Origin of the sequence: Acutalibacter sp. JLR.KK004 (assembly GCF_036941085.1) — a bacterium.
GTDB lineage: Bacteria > Bacillota > Clostridia > Oscillospirales > Acutalibacteraceae > Acutalibacter.
This window is the reverse complement of the sequence record NZ_JAYMNQ010000001.1, coordinates 1-17,093: the sequence shown is the minus strand read 5'-3', so window position 1 is coordinate 17,093 and position 17,093 is coordinate 1. Positions and strand designations below refer to the sequence as shown.

The following is a 17,093-nucleotide window of genomic DNA, read 5'->3' as shown; positions in this document are numbered from 1 at the left end:
GAAAGTACCCATCTGAAAAGACAGACCGATACCCTCTGCAATGTGGGCAGAAGGACAGAGTTCTGAGAATTGCACGTCAAAAATAAATTTTAGAACAAATAAACTGAGTCGCAGTTCACTCAGGTGGGCGCTGTTCATAACAAATCCACCTGTTCAGACACTGTGCAATTTGCGCCTATTCACTGTTGGCGAACAGTGCCAAATAATCAAATGCAAAATTGGGGCAAGCATTTTGACAGTTCACACCCTTGGCAAGTGAATTCCAACCCGGCCAAAGCGGGTACAGCCACCCGCCCCGACAATATGGTTTTTTGAAATTACAAGATCAAAAATATGCAGAAATAAGTAGAGCCGGTGAACTCCATCCTTCCTGGTTCGCCGGCTCTACCTTGTGTTTTACGATGAATTTTGAAACGTGCTGCTACATTAACTCTACTACATGGTCATGATAATATGATGGATAAGCGGTGCCTGACAACTAATATCTTATCGGTTTGTATCATGCGTTTCAATCCCGATGTAATGAAATGTCCCATTTGTGTCATGAAATGATTCATCGCCTTAGCGTATGGTATGCCCACAATAGGAACGCACAGCCAGGAACGCGAACAATGGTATCTCAATAATACAGGCCCCGATCATGGCGTAAGGCGTCCAGATTGCCAGGCCGCCCAGGTTTAAGAACTTGAAATCAGTGATGGCATAGAGGATACTGGCCTGAATACTGGTTCCACTGGCAGGGAGGATGCTGCACGTCCAGGTGGACAGGTTCCCCGGCATGGTCATAGAGAGTACTACCGGCGCAATGCAGAACACCAGCCCTGCGGCCAGTGAGGCCACGGTAGTTTTGCATTTGGATGAGAGGAACAGTGTAAAACTTACAGAAGCCAGCACCGAAAGTAATCCAGCTAGCGCAAACAGAAGCTGAAGCTCCCCAATATTCATGCCAGCCAGGGTCACGATGGAATAGAGCATTTGAACAGAGGTTTTGATACACTCCCAGCCGAACAGGCAGTTGACAACCAGAATATGACTGGTGGCGCAGACCACAAAGGCGGCCCCGCTGACAAAAAGTGCGGCCAGCAGCTTGGAAACAGCCAGTTTGCTCCTGCCATGCCGGGTACAGCGCAGTATGTCATCCGCGCCGGACTGGTAATCGGCAGAGAACACCGGAGCGGCAATCACCACGCAGAACAGCAGCACCAAAAAGCCCATGATGTTTTGATAGTCCAAAATGGTAGAACTCATGCCAGGGTAGACTTCAAAGGGCTTTTCCACTTTCTGATACATCTCCACGGCCTCACGCTGGGCGGCAGGGCTGCCCGGCTGTTCCATGGCCATCAGAGATGAAATCCGGGCTTCGCAGACAGAATAGTAGTCATCAATCTGGGCCGGGTCGATCTCCATGATAGCAGGGGCCATGCCAGTGTCAGGGTCGGCAAAGGCTTCTTTGACACCATGGAGCAGGGGGGCTATGGGGAGTATCTCCTTCTCATAGACACCCTCCGGCAGATCGTAGGACTCCGTGACGCCGTAGGACGTGAGGCAGGCTTGATAAATTTCCACGGCCTTCCGCACCCGCTCTGGGGTGACAATGCCGCTGGCATCCGCCTGACGCTCCTTTTCGTAGGCGATAGAGGCCAGCCCGGTCAGGTTGACCTCATTCCCGGACTCGTCCGTGTAGTTGCTGTAGCAGTAAGTTGTTGGGAGATAGGCCAGCAGGACGGAGAGGAGCAACGCCAGCGCCAGCAAAATCCAGGTGAGCCTTGACTTCAAGACCCGCTTCAGTTCCAACCGAAAGATTCTCATTTAGTGATACCTCCTGTCATTTTCCCCGCCGCTTTCCGGGAACATCCACAAATACAAATCTTCCAGGCGGGGTGTGGCTGCGGTGGAAACAGCGTTGCAGGGCTGCTCCGATAGATAACGGATAGAAACGCTGCCGTCATTCTCATTTCGCAGGTTCGTAATTTGCAGTTTGTTTTCATACTCAGGCACAGATTCTGCCGGGACGGTACAGGTCCATACCTTGCCCTCCACCAGCTTGGTCAATTCCTCGGTTGTCCCCGTCGCCAGCAGCTTGCCGCCCTTGATGATGGCGTGACATGTGGCAATATACTCCACGTCCGGGACAATGTGGGTAGAGATCAGCACAATGCGGTCATGAGCGAACTCCGACAGCAGATTGCGGAAACGCACCCGCTCGCCGGGATCCAGACCACCGGTAGGCTCGTCCAAAATCAAGACCTCCGGGTCATTGAGCAGGGCCTGGGCAATCCCTACCCGCCGTCTCATGCCGCCGGAGAGCTTGGCAACCTTCTTGTCTGCGGCGTCCGCCAGGGAGACCTGTTCCAGCAGCTTGTGAATTTTTCGCCGGGCTTGCTGCTCGGGGAGCCCCTTTAATGCAGCCACATAGGCCAGGAAGTCCTTGACTGTGAACTCCGGGTGAAAGCCGAAGTCCTGGGGCAGAAAGCCGAATACATCCCGGTACCGCTCTGCCAGCGTCTGGATGGGAACGCCGTCATACACTACCTGACCGGAGGTGGGGTGCATGATCCCGGCAATGATCCGCATGAGGGTGGTTTTGCCCGCTCCATTGGCCCCCAGCAGGCCCCAAACTCCCGGCGTCAGTTCCAGGCTGATGTCGTTGACTGCTTTTTTGTCCTTGAATTCTTTAGAAACATGATCGATCCGCAATTCCATGTGAAAACTCCTTCCCTGCTGATAAAGTAAAAGCACTCTTGCCTTGGCACGACTATTGTACCAAAAGCAAGAGCGCCTTTTTCTCGTTCTTTCATACAGGATTTTACTGTTTTCCTACGGACTTCCTTACGATTTTCTCACAGAGCGGTGATTTGGAGAATTTATCGTGTGAGGATGCTTTTTCGGGGCAGCTTTGACACCACAAAGAAGAGCAGATATCCCAATACCCCGCCCAAGGTATTCAGCATGAGGTCGTCAATGTCCGCCGATCTGCCGGTAAAATACTGTGTGAACTCAATGGCAAAGGAGAACAGTGCCAGGGAAAGAGCGGTTTTCCAAAAGTTGCGCATTCTCCGGAATGCCACCGGCATCATAAGGCCCAACGGAATGAACATCACGACATTTGCGACGGTTTGGGCAATCTTCTTCGGCTCTGGCATACCCCAGGTTTCTTGAAGGCCCCGGAATGGCACAAGGTTCAGGGAACGGTCTGCCGTGGCTGCGTTGGATGCGCCGGTAATGACCGTTGCCGCCAGGACTATGATAACGCAGGCGCTGAACAGGAAACAGGCAAGCTGCTTTGCCGGAGGCACACGTTTCCGAAGCAGGAAGCAGATGGGCGCATAGAGAACAGCCATGCCCAAGAGGCAGACGGCGCTGATAATACAATAGCCCAGGATTTCTCTGATCATAAACATAGCTGTTCCTCCCAAAACAAACACCGGCTGTTTTTGTTCTATCATACCAAAGCCGCCGGGGTTTGTTTTGCGTTTTCCCTACGGATTTTCTAACGATTTTCCTACAATCCCTTCTCTGTCAGAATTTTATCGAATTTCTTCTCCGACAGGATCTCATGGGTCACCAGTTGGCCGTCATAGAATAGAGAGAAGGTGGTAAAGGGCGAGGGAGCGTTCTGGGCATCCGCTCTGGTCTGGATATGGACAGACTGGAAAACGGCGTTCCGTTCCTTTGCCATGCGCTCCAGCACCGGCACATACTTTGCCGTAAACGGGCACTGGTTGGTGTAATAGAGCACAAATCCCTTGGGCATGGCTCCATGCTCCCGCACGGTATCCCGGAAGCGGGGCCGCTCCGCTCTCTCCTCAAAGGGCAGATACAGCAGCTCAAAGTAAGGCTTCGCTGTATCCGCCGTCACAAAACCCTTGTGCCGTATGTAGCCGGGATCGGAGAGAAAGCCAAGTTTTTTTCTGGCGGACAGGATCACAAGCCCCTTCTTTTTCTTCGCCTTGCTGTCCTCGATGCAGGTGTCCAGCAGGAGGCTGGAGTACCCATGCCCCTTGAGCTGCCCGGATACCCACAGGCAGTTGATATATATGTACCCCTCCGCCTCAACGGGCGCCCAGGCGTATTCGGCGGGGATATACTCAATAAAGCATTTCCCCCTGACATTACCCTTCAGGAAAACAAGTCCCTCGTCCAGCCGCTCCTTCAGCCAAGCCTTTTTGGACATGACCTGCACGTCCTTGCTGCTGGATATGGCGCAGCAGATGTGCTCATGGTCAAGATTGTCGTGGGTCAGTTTGATAAGATACGGTTCTTTCATCTTTTGATCCATAAGATTGCCTCCAATTATTTAGGTTTCAGTCCGTTTTGCCGTATATCGTCCAGTTCTTCCGCTAATAAGCAACCTGATTCATACAATCGCAAATATTCCTTAGATACATCTGAGTCAAAAATTAAGATGTCATCCGAGTTTATGGTGACATCTACGCCACTGCGGTAAAGCCGTCTAATGGGATGGTCTGCCATAGATTTGACCCGCCCAAGCAGTACATTGCTGCTCGGTGTGATATTGAGACGGATGCGGTAATCCGCTAAAAAGCGAACAACTTTTTTGTCTTGAATGGCGGAAATTCCATGCTGAACCTCGTTCAGTTCCAATTCCTCTACCGCTCTCCGTACATCATCCGCACTTCCCCATTCACCGACGTGCGCTTTTAGGCGCAGCCCTTCTTGCTTTGCCCTGCGATAAATAGTCTTAAAATTTTCAATCGGCTGGGCAAATTCGTCTCCGTATAAATCAATCGAATAAAAAGCCGTATTCCCCCAGAAGTGTGACAGGCAGTCCTCCAAATATCCGATGGGACAGTGCCTCGACAGGCCGATTTGCAGCCGCAGTTCAATATTGGGAGCAATCTCCCTCTGCGCTGTGGTAAAGGCTTCAACCAACTCATCAATATCGTTATGAAAAAATTCCCTCAGCCCCCAGACATCTTCTCCAATCTCCAGCACGGTAACGCCGTCATCGCTTGCCTGCTGAAAAGTCGCGCCAATCAAAATTCTTCTCATTTCTGGGGTATCAAATCTTTTTCCAAGGTTATCTCGATTCCAAGCGTGCATTTCGTCCATGGACGATAGGCTGCCATGGATAGGTTTAATCTGTACGCCTGTCATCTGCCACAAATACTCTCGGCTTCCGCCCAGCACAAAATGGTTATGTAAGTCTGATTTTGGAAAAGAGCGGATCTTTCCCAAGTCTCTCTGTTCCAGTGCGGCTATGAAATCATCCATTCCGTAGCTCCTTATTTTTTGATACCGTCTATTCAACTTGTCAAGCGTTTCTGCTTTTAAGATGTTTCAAACGGTGCCGCCAAATAGTCTTGTTCAAATTCTTCCAGCGTGGGATAGCGGCATATTTTTAACCCTATCTTTTCATACAGATGACCAAATTCCTCAAGAACACGGTCGAACGTCTCTGCGGCTGCGGACAAATTTTTAGTGGAAAATCCAGAGAATAGATCAAAGCACGGAAGATGAAAACGTGCCTCAAATTCATCGAAATAATTCTGGCAGCTGGCAGCAGTCATAAGAGACAGATAAAGGCTGTCCAGTTGAACGGCCCGGTGCATCTTCCAGCGCCAGTTGGAGAACGCTTCTTCATAAGTGCCTTTCAGGGCTTCCGGGGAAATCTCCGACTTAGGGGACAGCCGGTTTCTGAGACCGACCAGAAACTCTCCGGTCAGCCTAACTAGAAATTTGGCTGCTTGCTTGATACTTGCCGCGCCCTCTGCCATAATCAGCCGATGATAAGCATCCATGAAACCATCCGGGAGACAGTCAAAAGCCTTTATCTCCGTGGGGATGCCTTGTATGCCGAGGTGAACATAAGATTTATTGACCAGATACGCCACATATTCTATGTAATAGAGCAGGATAGCGGATAGATAGGTACATTCTCCGTCTGAATCGGACAAAAACAGCTTTCCCAATATTTCCAAAGCAGAATGGTAGTACCCTTCCGCTTTTTCAAATTCTTCCGCACAGAGGGGCCGGGCCAGCACTTCCTTGAGCTTGTTCTGAAGGAGAAAATAACGATCTTTGACTGCTTGACTGGCAGTATATACGATAGCTGCGTCCAACAGCTTTGCTACGTGGGGATGTGGGTACTCTGCGGTACGCTTAATATCCTCCCAAGTCTGGCAGTAGATGTCATGTCCCACATCCTCAATGATAAACGCTTTGGCAAGTTGCCAGCCTGATTCATGATTGATAATAACCAGCAGGTCCAGGTCGGATTTTTCATGGTATTCGCCGTTGGCAAAAGATCCGACTATTGCAATCAGATCCACCGCACCCGGGCAGACAAGGCTGGCTTTTGCTTTTACTGCCTGGATGATTCGCTGGTTGCGCTGAAGCAGAGCTTCTTTCATCCTATAATCCATGAGATTACCTCCAATTATGTTTTACATGTCACTCCATAGCTTCTTGTTTTTTGTCATGCTACCTATCAAATTTACTCGTATATAACTTCTGGCATATAATTTTCTATCAAGTTGTAATCTTCCTTGGAAATTATATACACTCCGTTGCCAGTCTGCTCAATGAAATATTTTCCATTATCTTCATATAGAAACAATCGGCCAATCATGTTCTCTCCGCTAAAGAAGTCTATATTGATAATGTTTTCAACACGAACAGGTGTGCCGATTTCCCCGCTCATTGAGGTGGGCGCAGTATGTTCTAATGTGTTCACAATGCTCTCCATATCATTCCGGGCGCTGATCGTGATGAGAGTATCCGCATTCTTTTTGAGAGAGATGCTGTCGATTGAATCCATGTTCGGTAATTTAAGCTCATAAACGGTTCCGCTTAATTCTTTCGCTTCTGTAAAATCCGGTATAACTGGCCTTCCTGCTGCCTCGAATTTGACACTATAAAACCTGTCTTCTTTTTCATCGTAGAGCAGTAGGTATTCAAAATTGCAGATTGGCAAATCCTGTTCCTGTTCTGTCGTGAATGCTTCGTCGATCTGATTGGGGCGAACGGTATATTCATCACAGGAAACTCCAAAGATCGTATATTCCGGAAGATATGTTGTTACCAGCATCTGCACATCAATCACTTTAAGGGAACAGGTTTTATCGTCTCTGATGTTCATTTCTGTATAATTTGATATTGCTTCGTTCAAGCGGTCAACAACAACCTGCTCCCTTGGCTTATGTTGCAGAAGCAAACAAATACATCCAATCCCAAATAAAACAAAACCTGGAAGAAGCATTAAAAATTTCTTTTTCATACATGTCACCTGTTGATTTCCTGTTGTTGTGTTTACGATACGGCAGGCAGCGCCACCGTAAAAACCGTCAGGCCGTCCCTGCTCTCCGCCGTGATCGTCCCCTTATGGAGCGTGACAATCTGCCTGGCGATGGCGAGACCCAGCCCGGCCCCACTGGAGCTGCGCCCCGTATCCAGCCGGTAAAATTGCTCAAAGATACGCTCCAGTTTCTCCTGGGGAATCGTTCCGCCGTGGTTGGAAAGTCTCAGCTTTATGCAGTCCTCGCCGCTCTCGGTTTCAATGGTGATCTCGGTTCCGCCGTAGCTGTAATTCACCGCATTGCGCAAAAGGTTGTCAAAGACTCGCTGCATCTTGTCGGCGTCACAGTTCAGCAGAATGTCCTCCCCGGCTGCAAGCCGGCAGGTCAGGCCCTTTTGATCCAAAACCGGCTGAAACTCATACACCAGCTGCTCCAGCAGGCGGGTCAGGTTGATCTCGCTGTATTGCAGGGCGATGGTGGACAGGCTGTACCGCGCGATTTCCAGAAACTCGTTGATCAGATCCTCCAACCGCTCCGACTTAGCGAGGGCGATGGTGAGATACTTTTCCCGCAGTTCCTCAGAGAGCTGCTTTTCATCCCGTAGCAGGTTCAGGTAGCTGATGGAGGAGGCCAGGGGCGTTTTCAGGTCGTGGGCCAGGTACATCACCAGATCGTTCTTTTTTTGCTCGGCCAGGAGCATATCGCTCTTTTGCCGGTCGATGGTATGTTTCGCCAAATTTATTTTACGCTCAATGGGAAGCAACTCCGGGGGCAGGGAGATTTCCCCTGGTATATCCTGAAGCAGCGTATCCATTCCTTTGCTGATATCTGCATAATACTTGGTCAGCCAGCGGAGGAAAATCCAGAATAGCCCAACTGCTACCAGCAGGAGGGAAAGCAGGATGATGGCGTCTTTGTGGCTGCGAAAAATATGTTCATAGAATTGAAGAGCAACATCGTAATCCACACCCAGGACGCTTTGAAACAGGGCAATCATCCCATTGGCAAAGCGGCCTTGTAAGAGGACCGTGTAGGAAAAATATATCGCAATGGTAGTCGCTGCCAGTACAGTGACGGCGCGGAGGAATATCTTCCTGCGCAGCGGCCTGAAGCCTTTCTTACTTTTCAATGGTGTAGCCGACCCCCCATACCGTTTTTATGAACCTTGGGTTTCGGGCGGGCTCGCCCAGCTTTTCCCGCAGCCGTCCGATGTGGGCCATGACGGTGTTATTGCTGTGCAGGTATTTTTCACCCCACACTGCCTCAAACAATTCCTCGGAGGGGACGACAATCCCCTGTTTTTCACAGAGATACCAGAGGATGGAAAACTCGATGGGAGTCAGCTGGACTTCCTTCCCGAACAGGAAACACTTGTGGTTGTCCTGGGTGATGACCAGCCCCCGGATGTCATATTCATGGACAGGGTCCTCCTGCCTTGGGACGGGTCTGTTATAGAGCCTGTACCGCCGCAGCTGGGTCTTGACTCGGGCTGCAACTTCCAGGGGATTGAAGGGCTTGGTGATATAGTCATCAGCCCCGATGGTCAGGCCCATAATCTTGTCCCTATCTGCCACCCTGGCAGTGAGCATGATAATGGGGCAATAGGACTTTTCCCGGAGTTTCTTGCAAAGCTGAAAGCCATCTGCATCGGGGAGCATCACATCCAGGAGCGCCAGGTCGAATTCTGTGTGCTCCATGCAGTCAAATGCCTCTGCACCGGTATAGCATTTATGGACTATATAGCCATCGCCGGTTAGATAAATCTCCAATACGTCAGCCAGTTCTTTTTCATCATCTACCACCAGGATATGGGCGATACTATTCACAGAATTTGCCATTTGGCTTTCACTCCCTTTTTTTCTTGCAAATGCCAACAATGGTGTTGGCGACACTCAGCACAATATACAGGCCCGTAAAGTTAATCCAAATATCCTGATACGCCGTTTTTGCCAATGGTTCCCGCAAACTGGTAAACCAGACATAGGCGAAGGCCAGCAGCAGGGACGGGATGTACGCGGCCACATACCGCAAGATGGGCGGCTTAATGGGTAGACTGGTACACAGCTCAAACGCCGCAACGCCAATCAGAAGGATGATCGCCCTGTCCAGCTCATGCCAGTTGCCGCTGGGGTCCTCATAAATATCGTTGTAGAGATACAAAACGCTGTTTAACAGCGTAATTACAGTATAGATGATGCAATAGACCGACACAAGATCGATCCATTTTTGTTTACTCATTTTCCCTTTGCCTCCCTAAGATTTCACTGCCATTATATCAAAGTTGTTTTTCTTCTTTTTGTGTTTTCCCTGTGGAATTTCTTAACATTTTCCTATTCTTAGCTACTTAATATCCTTTCGCCGGAATAGCCATATCCCGCCCAGGCAAAGTGCCGCGCTCAGCCCTGCGTCAAGCAGAATGATCCGTACCGGGTGCAAAATATCTTGTTCTGATAGTCCTGCCAGCTGTGTAGTCTCCGAAACAGGCGGAACAGATTTGCTTGTAAGCAGGTTACACATGGTTGCCACCTCCATAGTTTTGTGATTTTGTGTTGTAACACAAGAAAGCGGCAGTCTGCTTAAAAACCGCCGCTTTCCATGAACTATGAGATCTGCGTGAATGTAGAGTGCTGTTTGCGGTAGGTATCGTTGTCTTTTTCACTGAGTTCCCGTTCCGCCTGGGCCAGCTGGCGTTCCAATTCTTTGATTCGGGCCTCGTTGGTTTCGGTACCCAGCTGCTGTTTCAGCTCCTGCTGCTTCTTTTTGAGTTTTTCGATTTCCCGGTCCACCTTGCCCGTATCGCAGACCCACTTTTCCTCCGGCTTTTTGGGCGCGCCTGCCGCCTTTTCCGGATCGTCGAAATGAATTTTTGGCTGACCATCCTCATCCTTGCCCATCCAGTAGCGGCCGGAGGGCTCCTGTGGTTCCTCGGGGACGTACTCATCCATCGTGGCCTTTGGCTGGCGGCTTTGAGGCTCCTCGGGTTTCTGAACCTTAGGCGCGCCCTGTGTCTTCTCAGGAGCGGACAAGGGGCGGATTGCTTCGTGATTCAAACCAGAAATTGGCGTCATAAGATATTCCTCCTTAAAATATTATGCAGAAAATGAAACACTGGGTTCTGTTTCTGCCGGAACGGCTGAAACCTCTCCAGCCGGCGTATAAATCATCGGCTCACTGGAAACTGGTTCTGCCGCCTCGACAGGCGGGATGTTCTTCAGCGCCGCTTTCGCCGCCTCGCTGATTTGGACCTGGTCGGTCTCCTGGGAACGGCCCGGCTCTGCGCCTTCTTCCGCCCGCTTGTGTTCCTCCCGGCGCTTTTCGATGGCGGCTTCTTGCTCCAGCTTGGCCTTTTCCTTTTCAGCCTCCGCCTCAGCCTTCATGCCCTCGTCCAGTTTTTCCTGATATTTGACGGCCTTCTCGGTGCATTCGCCAGTATAGCCCAGCGCACGTTTCATCTTCTCCATGTCGCCTTCAGCACTGGCCTGGCGGTACACACTCATGGGCGTACCCGCCAGCTTGATATTGGAGCTGGCACCCAGGAGTCCATCCATCATCTGTACGTTCATGCTTGCGTCTCCTTTCTATGGCTAATTTTGCAAAAAGTTCTTTGCTTTTATCAGTATATAGAGCAAAGGACACCGTTTCAAGGCTCTTGTAATGAAATGCTATCTGGATGTCATGAAATGTTTTGTGAGATCATGATTTCGTTGCCCGCATCCGCTCGACCAAGAACTGTTTTTTTATGGTAAGGACATTGCAAAACCCAAATGTCACAGAAACATCCGTATCATTCATCCGATCAGCTTAAAAACAGGCTGAATTGTTACAAAACTCGGACATTACAAAATTTTTTGTCTGTATCCATGTGTTACTGCTGCAGCTTTATGGTATCCACAATGGACAATTGCCCGATTCTTTTGACTGGCCGCCGAATTGCCAGCGCCGCAGAGCCGAAGCATAACATGACAATCAGCAGCAGGGAGGCAACCGGAAGCTGCCAGGTTGTTCCCCATTTATCTGCAATCAGGAACTGGAACATCATCTTATTCAACGGCAATCCCAGTACACATCCAGTGACACATCCTAAAACTGCATAGGTGGTTGCTTCTGCAGCAATCATCTTATAAAGCTGCCCGGCGCCCATTCCAATGGAACGCATCACGCCATACTGTCTGGTCCTCGCCGCCACGCTGGCATTCATACTGTTAAAGATATTGAATACGGTGATCAGCGCAATGATAAACAGGAACCCGTAAATAAACACGGCGCCTGTATAGTAGGAACTCTGGGATTCCGAATTTGACAGTCGTTTATCTGCAATGGAGACGTCAGATGGAAGCAGGCTCCGTATTGCCGATACTGTCTCATCCGTGCCGCTGCCTGCAAGCTGTATATCCACAGCCGTATAGCCTGCCGCACCGATGCTTTCCGTAAACAGCTGTTCTGAGCATATAATGTATCCAAGGCTTCCCGCTTCACTTGATGCGTTTGTAGAAGAAAGGATTCCCGCAATCCTCGCCCGTTTCTCCCCAAAAGGCGTATGGAGCGTCACAGTATCCCCGGTCTTCCATTGCATGCCATCCCGGTAGGACACTAAGATATCCCCGGCTCCTCCCGAAACCGCATAATATCTTTTTCATTTATTTTTATCCATCACTCCGGATGCCTCCGACATATAAAAAGTAAAATTGCAATTTCCACAGCCAACAGAGCCAACAGGACATACAGCAGTACCGGCCAGGCCGAGACACCTCCCGCAAGCAGCAGCATTACCACCGGAACCACATATTTCCGAGGGTGATGCCACAGATCGCTTTCAATCTTCCGGCCAGATCGGAGCCAGGATACCACGAATATAGACATGACGCATAACCGATTTCTCCTTGAAAAAGGGGCGCTTACTCTCTGGGGATAAGTACCCCGGAAAATTTGTTTTATTCATTTGTTTTTCTATTCTTGTGATGATAAATCACCAACACCAAAACGAAGGAAACAAGCTGCGCTGCCATAATCCGGACAATCTGCAATTCGTCCGTACCCGTTGAAGAAACCACATGCAGCATATTGGTGGCAACGGTATTATTGAACAGATGGTCACCAAGTCCAACCCATAGGTTCCTTGTCACGCGGTAAAGAAGCCCCCACTTGACACCCATGATCCCGGCGAGAATCACATAACCGATGCTCATAAAAGCCATTGCCCCAAATGACACCTCACCATCTATATAGCTCCTGATTGGCATGACAATGTGCCAAATGCCAAACAGAAATGCGGCAATCAAATTTGCGGCCATAAAGGGCTTTGTTTCAGAGAGCAGCTTAATAAACAGCCCGCGGAAAACGCCCTCCTCCATCCACACATTGACGATATTGAATAATACGCACAACGCAAAGAAAACAAAGCCGGTATTCTTTATCGGGGAGCCGGTCAGCGAAAAACCGCTGATATATAGTTCAAAGTGCGCGGGATTGCCCTGTATGGCCAGAATTGCAAATTCAATGCCGTATGAAATGGCGAAGCAAACAGTTCCCAACAGCAAGCCCTTCAAAACGCCACAGGCAAAACCTTCTTTTTGAAACCCGATATCGCTCCATGAAATTTGCGCGCATTTTAGCGCCGCTGCTAAAAGGATGATTCCGGCAGCCTTGTGAAGCACATTTTCTCCAATCGCCGTTTTGTCTGTTTCAATTAAAAAATACTCTATAAACCTAGCCGAGAGGCAAATTGCGAATATTGCAAAGCACAAGCGCCGCCCCTTTACGCACCTTTTAACTTTCACGTTTTCCTCCTGTAAATTCCAGTTTACCGCTTTGATTATAGCGCAACCCTGGCCCCTAAACGCTCCTTTGAAAAACAACCGTCTGCTCCCGCATGGAGATTTTCCCCACCTGATACCCATAGTCCGCTAATTCCTTTTTGTATCTCAGGAACGAGTGATCAATAGGAACTCCGGCAATCTCCTGAATCTGCGCAAAGGTCAATTTGAGGGTTTGGCTTCCATCCTTTTGCACATAGGCCCACAGAGCGTCATATTTACTCATGAAGTTCCTCCATTTCTCTACACAGCCGCAATATTCAGCAGCACATTCAGCGAAAATGTACCGCCAGACTTCTCCGTCAGCACAGCCCCATGGTACTTCTCCGCCACCGCCCGGATGTTGGATAACCCGGTACCCGCCGGGGGCAGCGGCTCATCGGCGCAGGTGTTCTCAAAGGTCAGCATATAGAAATCTCCCTGACGCTTGCCGCTGATACGGATAGCCCTGGCTCCGTTGTTTGCGCGGCAGGCGGTAATGGCATTATCCAGGACGTTGGCAAAGAGCACGCACAGATCAAAATCATCGATCCCGCAGGGGTTTGGCAAAACCAGGGACACCTCTGCCGTAATCTCTTTGGCCAGCCCCAGCTTCTCCCCCAGCAGAATATCCACCACCTGGTTGCCGGTCTGGTAGGGGAAGGACAGAGCCTCCGAGACGGTTTCCAGCTTTTTCAGATACTCCCGGCCCTCGTCCAGCTTCTCATTCTTGAGCAGGCCGTCCAGCACAGACAGATGGTTCTTGATGTCGTGACGAAAGGATTTCGTTTGCTCATAGCGGGCCCGGGCCTCAGCAATGTAAACTTTCTGAGCCTGGGCTGCCTGGGTCAGCGATTGCAGTTCAACCTGAGCCTGAAAGCCCCGGCAGAGCTGCCGGTAGGCGTACAGGGTGCACAGCAGCGCCGCCAGCCCCGTGATTTGCAGGAAGAACAGCGTGCCGTGCTTACCAACATCCTCCAGGGAAACGGAGGGGACAAAAAAGCTGTAGGCGGTCTGGAGGATGTACAGCTCCGCCCCAAAGAAAAACAACCCAGGAAGCAGGAGAAGCCCGATATAAGGCGTTTGGCTGTCCTGCGTCCAGGCCAGGAGCTTCCGCACAGCGCGGTAACAGCCAATGCATGCCACAAAATAGAGGGCCTGTGCAACCAAAAGCAGCAGATATAACTGAGGGGTCCCGATAAAGCCGGGAAAGAAGGCCACCTCCACAGAGTTGATAATTCCAAAAGAGAGCTGCGAAACATAAAAGGCCAGCACCGCCGCCACCCAGGAAATGGGCCGCTGGTTCCCCAGCGCAAAGCGGCTGAGGGTGTACAGCCCCAGGATTCCTGCGGCAATGGAGATAATCCCATCGTCTTTAAAGCCCAGCGACAGACACTGAATGACGCAGAGGGCAAGGCAATAGACCGCAAAATGCCAAAGCCTGCGCCCCTTCCCAGTAAGGCGGCTGACAAAAAAGATGTGCATTATACCCTGCCCAAGGATGCTGATCCCGTCCATAATCAGGCTGAAATAATCCATATCAGATACACCTCTCTTTCATATGGCGCAAAAGGGCCTGGGTCAATTCCCGCTCCCGCAGCCGCGAAACCGGGATGCGCTCTCCCTGGGATAGCAGGACCTGCCCATCCTGGCATCCGCCCACATAGTCCAGATTCACCAGGTAACTCCGGTGGCACTTGAAAAAACGGCTGTCCACGCGCTGTTCTAAATCTTCCAGCCTGTCATAGTAGTCCAAAACAATACCATCCTTTTTGTGGATGTAAATTTTCCTGCCCAGCACCTCGCAGTACAGGATGTCAGAGAGAGGAACGACCTGGCAGCCGGAGCCTCGCTGTATCACCAGATTTTTTGCCGCGTCCCGCTCCAGCCAGCGCAAGGCCCGGTCCATTGTCCGCCTGAACCGATCCCTATCCAGGGGCTTGAGCAGGTAATCGAAAGCTTCCAGCGGGAACACATCAAACACGCGATCTTTCAGCACCGTCACGAAAATCAGCAGACTGCGGCTTTCACGCTGCCGCAGGAGCGCGGCTGTTTCCATCCCGTCCGGACGCTCCATCTGGATGTCCAGAAAAATAACATCAAATTCATCTGAGGACTTCAGCAGCGCATACCCGCTGGAGAAACAGTCAACCGAATAGTCACAGTCCGTTTCCTTCATATAGCCTGCAAGCTGATCCACAATTTCTCGGGCCATCTGTGGCTCGTCATCGCAGATAGCAAACTTTATCATGCATATCACCCTGTTTTTAGGTTAACAAAAAGACGGCAAAGAGACAACCTATTTGTAATGAAATGTTGGAAATCCGTCACGAAATGTTTTTGGCGGCAGATATAGCATATTCCTGGCAGGGGATGTTGTCAACGAAAAAATTTTGCGCTCAGACTATTTGTTTGGGTTGAGGTAGCTGGTTAAGTTTAGTATAGATGCGCTATTTCTATTTTTCTGCCGACAGTATCTTTCTTTGGGTAATTCCCTAGACCCGCCACCATGACAGGAGGCACCTGCCACCGGGAGAGCGCAAAGGTTCCCTGACGGCAGGTGCTTTCTGTCACATCTTATTTAGGCGAAAAAGCAAGCTGCTTTTGCCACCTTTAACCCGGTAACGCTGCTCCGTTTCCAATAACTCTGCTTTTCTTAAATCCTGTAAAGCCCTGCGCACCGTAGACTGCGACAGTTTCAGCTCCCTGGCAATAGTGGGAATGGCGGGCCAGCACTCACTATTCTTATTCGACCGGTCAGCTAGATAAATATAGACAGCCACTGCTCTGTGGTGTAGGTCCATCTTATACAGAAAATCAAACCGGCCCATCCGGTGCTACCTCTGATTCGGATTCTCGGTTACGGGGAGCAACCTCTTTCAGCGGCCTGTTCTTGGAATTGCTGGGTCTTTTGTTTGTGGATGACCTCTTGTGCTGCTTTTTGTCAGGTGTATCTTGCTTCTGTCCACCATCCGGCGTATCATCCTCCTTCAACCAGTCAGGATGGTACTTCAGCACAATGGCCTGGAGCAGTTCATTCTTTTCCGCATAGGACACCTTGCGGTTGCCGTTCTCTGGTACGGCATATTGTTCGTCGAATTGGATACCCCAATCAAAATACAGCTTGAGCCTGACTTTCATTGGGTAAAAGCCCGTTTTCATCACGATGAACTGACCCTTGGGCATAGACTTTAGTTCGTCTGCCGTCATAAGGGGCCGTTCAATCATCTGCAAGGACTGGCTGGGATCGTTCTTGCTGCGGGAAACGGAGCCGGACATGACCGTGCGACTGCCCAGGGCCTTGGACAGCACTTCGGCGGAATTACTGTTGGGCGCAAACCCGCCGAAGATTATATCCTGCAAATTATCGACTATAATCTCTGCGCCCTCTTTGCCGTAGTTCTTTTCCAGCTGCGCAAATGACTGTATAATTGGCACGATCTGCAAGCGGCGGGAGCGGGAGGCCGAGAACATCATCTCAGCAGACTCAATCTTTGGAATGGTGCCAAACTCGTCGGCGAAGAACACACATCGATTTTTCAGTTTACCGCCGTTTTCATCGGCAACGGAAAGGATTTCACGGTATAGCTGCTGGATAATGAGCGAGATCATAAAAAACGAGTTAGGATTTTCTTCCGGTAAAATAACGAACACGGCGCATTTCTCGTTGCAGAATCGTTCTGCGTCTATCTCCGTATCAAAGCAGAGGATTTGCTCGAGCTCCGAGTCTAAAAAGGAGTTCAAACGCGACAGCGCAGTGCCCATGACACTTGCCATGGACTCCTCTGATGTGTTCAGTGCGGCCCCGGCAAACCATTTTGCCTTGTGATCATTTGGGAGCATGGACATGAGTTGCTGGAACTGGTTTTGCCCTTTTTGCTGGGATGGAGCCAGCAGTTCCTGAATGATTTTGAACACCGAAACGATATGGCGTTTCTGCGGTTCACAGAACTCTGCTACCAGCAAAATCGTTGCTGTCAGCAGACCTTCAGCGGCATCGTAGAAGTAAGCGTTGTCGCCAAAGGACGAGCCGTCCATGCCG

19 protein-coding genes are annotated in these 17,093 nt (G+C 50.2%); all 19 read right to left on the bottom strand.

The window, feature by feature from the left end; genetic code table 11:
* Positions 1 to 561 precede the first annotated feature (561 nt).
* Positions 562 to 1,809: an ABC transporter permease subunit gene (locus tag VSQ30_RS00095; protein ID WP_334461184.1), complete on the bottom strand. Its 1,248-nt coding sequence runs from the start codon at positions 1,807 to 1,809 to the stop codon at positions 562 to 564.
* Positions 1,810 to 2,703, bottom strand: coding sequence for an ABC transporter ATP-binding protein (locus VSQ30_RS00090; protein ID WP_322175742.1), 894 nt, complete (start codon positions 2,701 to 2,703; stop codon positions 1,810 to 1,812).
* 161 nt (positions 2,704 to 2,864) lie between these two features.
* Complete coding sequence (locus VSQ30_RS00085; protein ID WP_334461182.1) at positions 2,865 to 3,401, bottom strand: VanZ family protein; 537 nt, start codon at positions 3,399 to 3,401, stop codon at positions 2,865 to 2,867.
* A 101-nt stretch (positions 3,402 to 3,502) separates the two neighbouring features.
* Positions 3,503 to 4,279: a YoaP domain-containing protein gene (locus tag VSQ30_RS00080; protein WP_334461181.1), complete on the bottom strand. Its 777-nt coding sequence runs from the start codon at positions 4,277 to 4,279 to the stop codon at positions 3,503 to 3,505.
* 14 nt (positions 4,280 to 4,293) lie between these two features.
* The gene (locus tag VSQ30_RS00075; protein WP_334461180.1) at positions 4,294 to 5,235 is read right to left on the bottom strand and encodes an amidohydrolase family protein; all 942 of its coding nucleotides are present in this window, start codon (positions 5,233 to 5,235) and stop codon (positions 4,294 to 4,296) included.
* A 56-nt stretch (positions 5,236 to 5,291) separates the two neighbouring features.
* Positions 5,292 to 6,386, bottom strand: coding sequence for a nucleotidyltransferase domain-containing protein (locus VSQ30_RS00070; protein ID WP_334461178.1), 1,095 nt, complete (start codon positions 6,384 to 6,386; stop codon positions 5,292 to 5,294).
* Positions 6,387 to 6,457: 71 nt separating this feature from the next.
* Positions 6,458 to 7,240 carry a DUF5301 domain-containing protein gene (locus VSQ30_RS00065; RefSeq protein WP_334461176.1) on the bottom strand — a complete coding sequence of 261 codons (783 nt, stop codon included), beginning with the start codon at positions 7,238 to 7,240 and terminating at the stop codon, positions 6,458 to 6,460.
* A 32-nt stretch (positions 7,241 to 7,272) separates the two neighbouring features.
* Positions 7,273 to 8,388 (bottom strand): sensor histidine kinase, encoded by a 1,116-nt coding sequence (locus VSQ30_RS00060; RefSeq protein ID WP_334461174.1) that lies wholly within the window; start codon positions 8,386 to 8,388, stop codon positions 7,273 to 7,275.
* Positions 8,378 to 9,097, bottom strand: a complete 720-nt coding sequence (vanR, locus tag VSQ30_RS00055; RefSeq protein WP_160643230.1) for a VanR-ABDEGLN family response regulator transcription factor — start codon at positions 9,095 to 9,097, stop codon at positions 8,378 to 8,380. The genes VSQ30_RS00060 and vanR overlap by 11 nt, the downstream gene beginning before the upstream one ends.
* A gap of 7 nt (positions 9,098 to 9,104) precedes the next feature.
* Positions 9,105 to 9,497 (bottom strand): DUF6608 family protein, encoded by a 393-nt coding sequence (locus VSQ30_RS00050; protein ID WP_334461169.1) that lies wholly within the window; start codon positions 9,495 to 9,497, stop codon positions 9,105 to 9,107.
* 362 nt (positions 9,498 to 9,859) lie between these two features.
* Complete coding sequence (locus VSQ30_RS00045) at positions 9,860 to 10,327, bottom strand: hypothetical protein (protein WP_160643234.1); 468 nt, start codon at positions 10,325 to 10,327, stop codon at positions 9,860 to 9,862.
* Positions 10,328 to 10,348: 21 nt separating this feature from the next.
* Positions 10,349 to 10,822, bottom strand: coding sequence for a hypothetical protein (locus tag VSQ30_RS00040; RefSeq protein ID WP_160643236.1), 474 nt, complete (start codon positions 10,820 to 10,822; stop codon positions 10,349 to 10,351).
* A gap of 302 nt (positions 10,823 to 11,124) precedes the next feature.
* Complete coding sequence (locus VSQ30_RS00035) at positions 11,125 to 11,850, bottom strand: ABC transporter permease (protein ID WP_334461166.1); 726 nt, start codon at positions 11,848 to 11,850, stop codon at positions 11,125 to 11,127.
* A gap of 340 nt (positions 11,851 to 12,190) precedes the next feature.
* Positions 12,191 to 13,036 carry a CPBP family intramembrane glutamic endopeptidase gene (locus VSQ30_RS00030; RefSeq protein WP_334461163.1) on the bottom strand — a complete coding sequence of 282 codons (846 nt, stop codon included), beginning with the start codon at positions 13,034 to 13,036 and terminating at the stop codon, positions 12,191 to 12,193.
* A 55-nt stretch (positions 13,037 to 13,091) separates the two neighbouring features.
* On the bottom strand, positions 13,092 to 13,298 hold the full coding sequence (locus tag VSQ30_RS00025) for a hypothetical protein (protein WP_304433319.1): 207 nt from the start codon (positions 13,296 to 13,298) through the stop codon (positions 13,092 to 13,094).
* A 17-nt stretch (positions 13,299 to 13,315) separates the two neighbouring features.
* Positions 13,316 to 14,590 carry a sensor histidine kinase gene (locus VSQ30_RS00020; RefSeq protein ID WP_334461161.1) on the bottom strand — a complete coding sequence of 425 codons (1,275 nt, stop codon included), beginning with the start codon at positions 14,588 to 14,590 and terminating at the stop codon, positions 13,316 to 13,318.
* Position 14,591: 1 nt separating this feature from the next.
* The gene (locus VSQ30_RS00015) at positions 14,592 to 15,302 is read right to left on the bottom strand and encodes a LytR/AlgR family response regulator transcription factor (protein ID WP_334461159.1); all 711 of its coding nucleotides are present in this window, start codon (positions 15,300 to 15,302) and stop codon (positions 14,592 to 14,594) included.
* A gap of 319 nt (positions 15,303 to 15,621) precedes the next feature.
* Positions 15,622 to 15,855 carry a helix-turn-helix domain-containing protein gene (locus tag VSQ30_RS00010; protein WP_347563975.1) on the bottom strand — a complete coding sequence of 78 codons (234 nt, stop codon included), beginning with the start codon at positions 15,853 to 15,855 and terminating at the stop codon, positions 15,622 to 15,624.
* Positions 15,856 to 15,868: 13 nt separating this feature from the next.
* On the bottom strand, positions 15,869 to 17,093 hold a 1,225-nt coding region (locus VSQ30_RS00005; protein ID WP_334461156.1), incomplete at its 5' end, for a type IV secretory system conjugative DNA transfer family protein.

What these genes read in the sequence shown, in the direction of transcription:
- VSQ30_RS00095 (WP_334461184.1), bottom strand. Translation starts at nt 1,809, where the DNA reads ATGAGAATCTTTCGGTTGGAACTGAAGCGGGTCTTGAAGTCAAGGCTC.
- VSQ30_RS00090 (WP_322175742.1), bottom strand. Translation starts at nt 2,703, where the DNA reads ATGGAATTGCGGATCGATCATGTTTCTAAAGAATTCAAGGACAAAAAA.
- VSQ30_RS00085 (WP_334461182.1), bottom strand. Translation starts at nt 3,401, where the DNA reads ATGTTTATGATCAGAGAAATCCTGGGCTATTGTATTATCAGCGCCGTC.
- VSQ30_RS00080 (WP_334461181.1), bottom strand. Translation starts at nt 4,279, where the DNA reads ATGGATCAAAAGATGAAAGAACCGTATCTTATCAAACTGACCCACGAC.
- VSQ30_RS00075 (WP_334461180.1), bottom strand. Translation starts at nt 5,235, where the DNA reads ATGGATGATTTCATAGCCGCACTGGAACAGAGAGACTTGGGAAAGATC.
- VSQ30_RS00070 (WP_334461178.1), bottom strand. Translation starts at nt 6,386, where the DNA reads ATGGATTATAGGATGAAAGAAGCTCTGCTTCAGCGCAACCAGCGAATC.
- VSQ30_RS00065 (WP_334461176.1), bottom strand. Translation starts at nt 7,240, where the DNA reads ATGAAAAAGAAATTTTTAATGCTTCTTCCAGGTTTTGTTTTATTTGGG.
- vanR (WP_160643230.1), bottom strand. Translation starts at nt 9,097, where the DNA reads ATGGCAAATTCTGTGAATAGTATCGCCCATATCCTGGTGGTAGATGAT.
- VSQ30_RS00050 (WP_334461169.1), bottom strand. Translation starts at nt 9,497, where the DNA reads ATGAGTAAACAAAAATGGATCGATCTTGTGTCGGTCTATTGCATCATC.
- VSQ30_RS00045 (WP_160643234.1), bottom strand. Translation starts at nt 10,327, where the DNA reads ATGACGCCAATTTCTGGTTTGAATCACGAAGCAATCCGCCCCTTGTCC.
- VSQ30_RS00040 (WP_160643236.1), bottom strand. Translation starts at nt 10,822, where the DNA reads ATGAACGTACAGATGATGGATGGACTCCTGGGTGCCAGCTCCAATATC.
- VSQ30_RS00025 (WP_304433319.1), bottom strand. Translation starts at nt 13,298, where the DNA reads ATGAGTAAATATGACGCTCTGTGGGCCTATGTGCAAAAGGATGGAAGC.
- VSQ30_RS00020 (WP_334461161.1), bottom strand. Translation starts at nt 14,590, where the DNA reads ATGGATTATTTCAGCCTGATTATGGACGGGATCAGCATCCTTGGGCAG.
- VSQ30_RS00015 (WP_334461159.1), bottom strand. Translation starts at nt 15,302, where the DNA reads ATGATAAAGTTTGCTATCTGCGATGACGAGCCACAGATGGCCCGAGAA.
- VSQ30_RS00010 (WP_347563975.1), bottom strand. Translation starts at nt 15,855, where the DNA reads ATGGACCTACACCACAGAGCAGTGGCTGTCTATATTTATCTAGCTGAC.